Origin of the sequence: Streptomyces purpurogeneiscleroticus (assembly GCF_020024005.1) — a bacterium.
GTDB classification, from domain to species: Bacteria; Actinomycetota; Actinomycetes; order Streptomycetales; family Streptomycetaceae; genus Streptomyces; species Streptomyces purpurogeneiscleroticus.
The window spans coordinates 1-6,645 of record NZ_NHSG01000047.1 but is presented as its reverse complement, the minus strand read 5'-3'; the positions used below and the strand labels follow the sequence as shown (position 1 = coordinate 6,645).

The 6,645-nt window shown below is 70.2% G+C and carries 8 protein-coding genes; all 8 read right to left on the bottom strand.

The annotated features are described in order from the left end of the window. Window positions 1–124 precede the first annotated feature (124 nt). Window positions 125–1,459, bottom strand: coding sequence for a sulfate adenylyltransferase subunit 1 (locus tag CCS38_RS01370; protein WP_223731328.1), 1,335 nt, complete (start codon window positions 1,457–1,459; stop codon window positions 125–127). A gap of 2 nt (window positions 1,460–1,461) precedes the next feature. Further along, the gene (cysD, locus tag CCS38_RS01365; RefSeq protein ID WP_223731327.1) at window positions 1,462–2,415 is read right to left on the bottom strand and encodes a sulfate adenylyltransferase subunit CysD; all 954 of its coding nucleotides are present in this window, start codon (window positions 2,413–2,415) and stop codon (window positions 1,462–1,464) included. After that, window positions 2,412–2,945 carry an adenylyl-sulfate kinase gene (gene cysC, locus CCS38_RS01360; RefSeq protein ID WP_223731326.1) on the bottom strand — a complete coding sequence of 178 codons (534 nt, stop codon included), beginning with the start codon at window positions 2,943–2,945 and terminating at the stop codon, window positions 2,412–2,414. Before cysC ends, cysD begins: the two co-directional genes overlap by 4 nt. Window positions 2,946–2,982: 37 nt before the next feature. Further along, window positions 2,983–3,702 carry a phosphoadenylyl-sulfate reductase gene (locus CCS38_RS01355; protein ID WP_223731325.1) on the bottom strand — a complete coding sequence of 240 codons (720 nt, stop codon included), beginning with the start codon at window positions 3,700–3,702 and terminating at the stop codon, window positions 2,983–2,985. Then, the gene (locus CCS38_RS35465; protein ID WP_223731324.1) at window positions 3,699–3,884 is read right to left on the bottom strand and encodes an eL43 family ribosomal protein; all 186 of its coding nucleotides are present in this window, start codon (window positions 3,882–3,884) and stop codon (window positions 3,699–3,701) included. Before CCS38_RS35465 ends, CCS38_RS01355 begins: the two co-directional genes overlap by 4 nt. Further along, a complete protein-coding gene (locus CCS38_RS01345; protein WP_223731323.1) occupies window positions 3,881–5,572 on the bottom strand; it encodes a nitrite/sulfite reductase in 1,692 nt (563 codons plus the stop codon). The genes CCS38_RS35465 and CCS38_RS01345 overlap by 4 nt, the downstream gene beginning before the upstream one ends. A 230-nt stretch (window positions 5,573–5,802) precedes the next feature. Continuing rightward, complete coding sequence (locus CCS38_RS35625) at window positions 5,803–5,886, bottom strand: putative leader peptide (protein ID WP_351598321.1); 84 nt, start codon at window positions 5,884–5,886, stop codon at window positions 5,803–5,805. Window positions 5,887–6,017: 131 nt separating this feature from the next. After that, window positions 6,018–6,584, bottom strand: coding sequence for a GNAT family N-acetyltransferase (locus CCS38_RS01340; protein WP_223731322.1), 567 nt, complete (start codon window positions 6,582–6,584; stop codon window positions 6,018–6,020). Window positions 6,585–6,645: the final 61 nt, after the last annotated feature.

Sequence of the window (6,645 nt, the reverse complement as noted above, 5' to 3'; positions counted from 1 at the left end):
CAGGGCGGAGTCGGCCGATGTGTGCGCTGACCCCGCTCCACCCCGCCCTGCCCGCTGCCGAGGGCGCCGCTGCCGATCCGGCCGCCCTCCTTCGCGAACGTCGAGAACGCCTCGCCCGCCATGGTCAGAAGTCCCAGCCCTCGTCGTCGGCCTCGGTCTTCACCGGCTCGGGCGCGGCGAAGGACTCGCCGACCATGCCCGCGGTGAGCGTGGTGCCGTCGTTCGGGTCGATCAGGATGAACGAGCCGGTGCGCCGCGAGTCGGCGTAGGCGTCGACCGGCAGCGGCTCGGCGGTACGGATCTTGACGCGGCCGATGTCGTTGGCGACCAGCTGACCCGGGTGCGGGTGCAGCGACAGGTCGTCGAGGGTCAGCCGGGACGGGATGTCCTTGACGATCGCCTTGACCGTACGGGTGCCGTGCTTGAGCAGGACCCGGTGGCCGACGGTGAGTGCCTGGTCGGCGACGTGGCAGACGGTCGCCTCGATGTCCTGGGTGGCCGGGGGCGCGTCGGGGGTCGGCACGATCAGGTCGCCGCGCGAGATGTCGATGTCGTCCTCCAGCAGGAGGGTGACCGACTGCGGGGTCCAGGCGACGTCGACCGGCTTGCCGAGCAGGTCGATCCCGCTGACCTTCGACGTCCTGCCGGACGGCAGCACGGTGACGTCGTCGCCGACGCGGAACGTGCCGGCCGCGATCTGGCCCGCGTAACCGCGGTAGTCGGGGAGCTCGGCGGTCTGCGGGCGGATGACGACCTGCACGGGCAGCCGGGCGTGGCAGTGCGCCAGGTCGTGGCTGACCGCGACGGTCTCCAGGTGCTCCAGGACCGTCGGGCCGCCGTACCAGTCCATGTTCGCGGACGCATCCACGACGTTGTCACCGGCGAGCGCGGAGATCGGGATCGCGGTGATCTCGGGGACGCCCAGCTCACCGGCGTACGCGGTGAACTCCTCGGCGATCTCCGCGAAGACCGTCTCCTCGTAGTCGACGAGGTCCATCTTGTTGACGGCGAGGACGACATGCGGGACGCGGAGCAGCGCGGCGATCGCGGCGTGCCGGCGGGTCTGCTCGACGACACCGTTACGGGCGTCGACGAGGATCACCGTCAGCTCGGCGGTGGACGCGCCGGTGACCATGTTGCGGGTGTACTGCACATGGCCCGGGGTGTCGGCGAGGATGAACCGCCGCCGCGGCGTGGCGAAGTAGCGGTAGGCGACATCGATGGTGATGCCCTGCTCGCGCTCGGCGCGCAGACCGTCGGTGAGCAGCGCCAGGTCGGGGGCTTCCTGGCCACGGTTGCGGGAGGCGTGCTCGACGGCCTCCAGCTGGTCGGTGAGGACCGACTTGGAGTCGTGCAGCAGCCGCCCCACCAGGGTCGACTTTCCGTCGTCGACGGAGCCGGCGGTGGCGAACCGCAGCAGGGTGGTCTCCGCGAGAACCTCGCTCGTGATCGTGGTCATGGTTAGAAGTACCCCTCGCGCTTGCGGTCTTCCATCGCGGCCTCGGACATCTTGTCGTCGGCCCGGGTCGCGCCCCGCTCGGTGAGCCGGGAGGCGGCGATCTCGGTGATCACGGCTTCCAGCGTCGTCGCGTCGGAGTCGACGGCGCCGGTGCAGGACATGTCGCCGACGGTGCGGTAGCGCACCTGGCGGGTCTCGACGGTCTCGTCGTCCTTGGGGCCGCCCCACTCGCCGGCCGTCAGCCACATGCCGCTGCGCCGGAAGACCTCACGCTTGTGGGCGAAGTAGATCTGGGGCAGTTCGATGCCCTCGCGGGCGATGTACTGCCATACGTCCAGCTCGGTCCAGTTGGACAGCGGGAACACGCGGACGTGCTCGCCGGGAGCGTGCCGGCCGTTGTAGAGCTGCCACAGCTCGGGGCGCTGACGGCGCGGGTCCCACTGCGAGAACTCGTCGCGCAGCGAGAACACCCGCTCCTTGGCCCGGGCCTTCTCCTCGTCGCGCCGCCCGCCGCCGAACACGGCGTCGAAGCGGTGCTGCTGGATGGCCTCGGTCAGCGGCACGGTCTGCAGCGGGTTACGGGTGCCGTCCGGGCGCTCCTTGAGGGCGCCGCGGTCGATGTACTCCTGTACGGACGCGACGTGCAGCCGCAGCCCGTGCTTCTCGACCGTACGGTCCCGGTACTCCAGAACCTCCGGGAAGTTGTGCCCGGTGTCCACGTGCAGCAGGGAGAACGGCACCGGCGCGGGCGCGAACGCCTTCAGCGCCAGGTGCAGCATGACGATGGAGTCCTTGCCGCCGGAGAAGAGGATCACCGGCCGCTCGAACTCGCCCGCCACCTCGCGGAAAATGTGCACCGCCTCCGACTCCAGCGCGTCCAGGTGGGACAGCGCGTACGGAGAGTCGTCGCCCTCCGGGGTCGGGCCGGTACCGGTGATGGCCGTTGCCGTCGTCATGCCAGTCCCCTCTCGGTGAGCAGCGCGTGCAGCGCCGCCGCGGACTCCTGCACGGTCTGGGTGTGCGACTCGATCCGCAGATCGGGCGACTCGGGGGCCTCGTACGGGTCGTCCACACCGGTCAGGCCGGTGATCTCGCCCGCCGCCTGCTTGGCGTACAGGCCCTTCACGTCCCGCTCCGAGCAGACCTCGACGGGCGTGGCGACGTGCACCTCCAGGTAGGGCGTGCCCTCCTGCTGGTGGCGCTTGCGCACTGCCTCCCGGCTGTCCGCGTACGGCGCGATCACCGGCACCAGCGCCTTGACGCCGTTGCTGGCCAGCAGCTCGGCGACGAAGCCGATGCGCTGGACGTTGGTGTGCCGGTCCTCCCGGCTGAAGCCGAGGCCCGCGGAGAGGAACTCCCGGATCTCGTCGCCGTCGAGCACCTCGACGCGGTGGCCCTCGCCGCGCAGCTTCCCGGCCAGTTCGTGCGCGATGGTCGTCTTGCCCGCGCTCGGCAGACCGGTCAGCCAGATCGTGGCGCCCGTCATGGATATCTCCTGAGTGTCCGTCATCGTGCGTGCCGCGCTATCCGTGCAGTCCGCACTCGGTCTTGTTGCTGCCGGCCCAGCGGCCGGCCCTGACGTCCTCGCCCTCCAGCACGCGCCGCGTGCAGGGGGCGCAGCCGACCGAGGCGTAGCCGTCCTGGAGCAGCGGGTTGGTGAGCACGCCGTGCTCGGTGACGTAGGCGTCCACGTCGGCCTGCGTCCACTTCGCGATCGGCGAGACCTTCACCTTCTGCCGCTTGGCGTCCCAGCCGACGACCGGGGTGTTCGCCCGGGTGGGCGACTCGTCCCGGCGCAGGCCCGTCGCCCACGCGTCGTACGCCGTCAGGCCCTCTTCGAGCGGCTTGACCTTGCGCAGCGCGCAGCACAGGTCCGGGTTGCGGTCGTGCAGCTTCGGTCCGTGCTCGGCGTCCTGCTCGGCCACCGTCTGACGCGGCGTCAGGGTGATGACATTGACGTCCATCACCTCCGCGACCGCGTCCCGGGTACCGAGGGTCTCCGGGAAGTGGTAGCCGGTGTCCAGGAACACCACGTCCACGCCGGGGAAGGCACGCGAGGCCAGGTGCGCGACGACCGCGTCCTCCATCGAGGAGGTGACGCAGAAGCGCGGACCGAAGGTCTCGGCGGCCCACTTGAGGATCTCCAGCGCCGAGGCGTCCTCCAGGTCGCGGCCCGCCTGCTCGGCGAGCGCCTGGAGGTCTTCGGCGCGTGCGGACTGATGGGCGTCGGTTGCGGTGGTCACTGTGCACCTCCGTCGGTGGCGGGGGAGCCGGCCGCGGTCCCCGGGGCCAGCAGGCCCAGGAACTTCAGCCGGAAAGCACGGCTGCAGGACCGGCATTCCCAGGCCCCATGGCCCTCCTCGGAGGGCCGCAGGTCCTCGTCCCCGCAGTACGGGCAGAAGAACGGCGCAGCGCGCTCACTCACTTGAGAGCACCCTCTTCGGCGCGGGCCGCCCACTGGGCGAACCGCTCGCCGTCGGTGCGCTCCGCCTCGAAGTTGCGCAGCACCCGCTCGACGTAGTCGGGGAGTTCATCGGCGGTGACCTTCAGGCCGCGGACCTTGCGGCCGAAGCCGGCCTCCAGGGCCAGCGCGCCGCCCAGGTGCACCTGGTAGCCCTCGACCTGGTTGCCGTTGTCGTCCAGGACCAGCTGGCCCTTGAGACCGATGTCCGCGGTCTGGATGCGGGCGCAGGCGTTCGGGCAGCCGTTGAGGTTGATGGTGACCGGCTCCTGGAAGTCCGGCATCCGGCGCTCCAGCTCGTCGATGAGGGACGCGCCGCGGCCCTTGGTCTCGACGATGGCCAGCTTGCAGAACTCGATGCCGGTGCAGGCCATCGTGCCGCGCCGGAACGGCGACGCCTTGACCTGGAAGTCCAGCGCCTCCAGCCCGGCGACCAGCGAGTCGACCTGGTCCTCGGTCACATCGAGGATGATCATCTTCTGCTCGACCGTGGTGTTCAGCCGGTCCGAGCCGTGCTCGGCGGCCAGCTCGGCGAGCTTGGTGAGGGTCTTGCCGTCGACGCGGCCGACGCGCGGCGCGAAGCCCACGTAGAAGCGGCCGTCCTGCTGCTTGTGGACGCCGATGTGGTCGCGCCACTTGGAGGAGGGCGCCTCGGGCGCGGGTCCGTCGACCAGCTTCCGCTTCAGGTACTCGTCCTCCAGCACCTGCCGGAACTTCTCGACGCCCCAGTCGGCGACGAGGAACTTCAGGCGGGCGCGGTTGCGCAGCCGGCGGTAGCCGTAGTCACGGAAGATGCCGACGACACCGGCCCAGACGTCCGCGACCTCGTCCAGCGGCACCCAGGTGCCCAGGCGCTGGGCGAGCTTGGGGTTGGTGGACAGGCCGCCGCCGACCCAGAGGTCGAAGCCGGGGCCGTGCTCGGGGTGGTTGACGCCCACGAAGGCCACGTCGTTGATCTCGTGGACCACATCCTGGACAGGGGATCCCGAGATCGCGGTCTTGAACTTGCGCGGCAGGTTGGAGAACTCCTTGCTGCCGATGTAGCGCTCGTGGATCTCGTTCACGGCCGGGGTGCCGTCGATGATCTCGTCGGCGGCGATGCCGGCCACCGGGGAGCCGATGATCACACGCGGGCAGTCGCCGCACGCCTCGGTCGTGGACAGCCCGACGCTCTCGAGCTTCTCCCAGATGGCCGGGACGTCCTCGATGCGGATCCAGTGCAGCTGGATGTTCTGCCGGTCGGTGATGTCCGCGGTGCCGCGGGCGTACTGCTCGGAGACCTCGCCGATCGCGCGCAGCTGCGCGACGGTCAGCCGGCCGCCGTCCACGCGCACGCGGAGCATGAAGTACTTGTCGTCCAGCTCCTCCGGCTCCAGGACCGCGGTCTTGCCGCCGTCGATGCCGGGCTTGCGCTGGGTGTAGAGGCCCCACCAGCGCATTCGTCCGCGCAGGTCATTGGGGTCGATCGAGTCGAAGCCGCGCTTGGAGTAGATCGTCTCAATGCGTGTCCGCACATTGAGACCGTCGTCGTCCTTCTTGAACTGCTCGTTGCCGTTGAGCGGAGTGAAGTGACCAACGGCCCACTGCCCCTCGCCGCGGTGGCGTCCGGCCTTGCGGCGGGTCGTGGCGGGGCGTTCCGGAGTGGCGGCCATGGTGATACGTCCTTCTCGGCGGCTGCAGGGGATGCGGTTTCAGGCAAGGGTGCACCCACTGTGACCTGCGAAGACGTGCCGGATCGCGACGCGTGGTAGCGCGCCTTGGCATGACTTGCCGGATCAGGGGTGGTCGCACGTCCGCGACGATGGGGACGGCGGGAAAGTCGGTGGAGCCGGTTGCTGTCAGGGGTTGCCGGTCAGAGTCGCCGACCCCTGTGGGTACAGCGTCAGCGCGCCTGACAGATGGCGCTGGATACGCGCGCAAGGTCGACGTGGCGCCGACTCACCAAGGCAATTCCAGCTCGAGACATGACGGAAGCGTGTCACGACGGTCTTGGACCAGTCCACCATCGTCCAGAATGCGGACGAGTATGTCTTGAAAGGTGAGACATTGTGGCGCCGGTCACGTTCCGCTTGAGGTGACCGGCGCCCATGGTGCGGCTCAGGCGCCGGGCCAGGGGCCCGGGGCCGCCGCCTCGGGCTCCTCCGTCACGGTCGTGTCGTAGAGCCGGAAGCCGCGGCGCTGGTAGTTGGCCATCGCATACTCGCCGTCCTTGCTGCAGGTATGCACCCATACCCGCTTCGTCCGCTCGCACTCCGGCCGGCGATCGGCCAGGTCCCAGGCGCGCGCGATGCCGTACGACAGCAGGTGGCCGCCGATCCGCCGGCCGCGGAACGCCGGTATCAGGCCGAAGTAGACGATCTCCACCGATGCGTCCGGCCGGGCCTGCAGCTCGATGAACCCGGCCGGCGTCCCCCGCTCGTACGCCACCCAGGTCTCCGTGCCGGGCCGTCCCAGGTGGTCCTGCCACTCCGCGTATGTCCACGGCAGCCGGTCCGTCCAGGTCACGTCCCCGCCCACCGCCGTGTAGAGGAACCGGCTGAACTCGGGCAGCGGCGTCCCGGACAGTACGATCCGGACCTCCTGCTCGGCGGGCGGCTCGGCGGCGGGCACGAGATCCGACGGGGAGGTCTGCTCCAGGTACCAGGTGGTGACAGTCTCGGTCATGGCCGTCACCCAATCATGGTGCGGGCCGCCAGCACGGCCGGGGCCGTGGAGTGGGGGAGGA

Coding starts and splice junctions, on each gene's coding strand:
- CCS38_RS01370 (WP_223731328.1), bottom strand. CDS start 1,459: ATGACCACGATCACGAGCGAGGTTCTCGCGGAGACCACCCTGCTGCGG.
- cysD (WP_223731327.1), bottom strand. CDS start 2,415: ATGACGACGGCAACGGCCATCACCGGTACCGGCCCGACCCCGGAGGGC.
- cysC (WP_223731326.1), bottom strand. CDS start 2,945: ATGACGGGCGCCACGATCTGGCTGACCGGTCTGCCGAGCGCGGGCAAG.
- CCS38_RS01345 (WP_223731323.1), bottom strand. CDS start 5,572: ATGGCCGCCACTCCGGAACGCCCCGCCACGACCCGCCGCAAGGCCGGA.
- CCS38_RS35625 (WP_351598321.1), bottom strand. CDS start 5,886: ATGTCTCGAGCTGGAATTGCCTTGGTGAGTCGGCGCCACGTCGACCTT.
- CCS38_RS01340 (WP_223731322.1), bottom strand. CDS start 6,584: ATGACCGAGACTGTCACCACCTGGTACCTGGAGCAGACCTCCCCGTCG.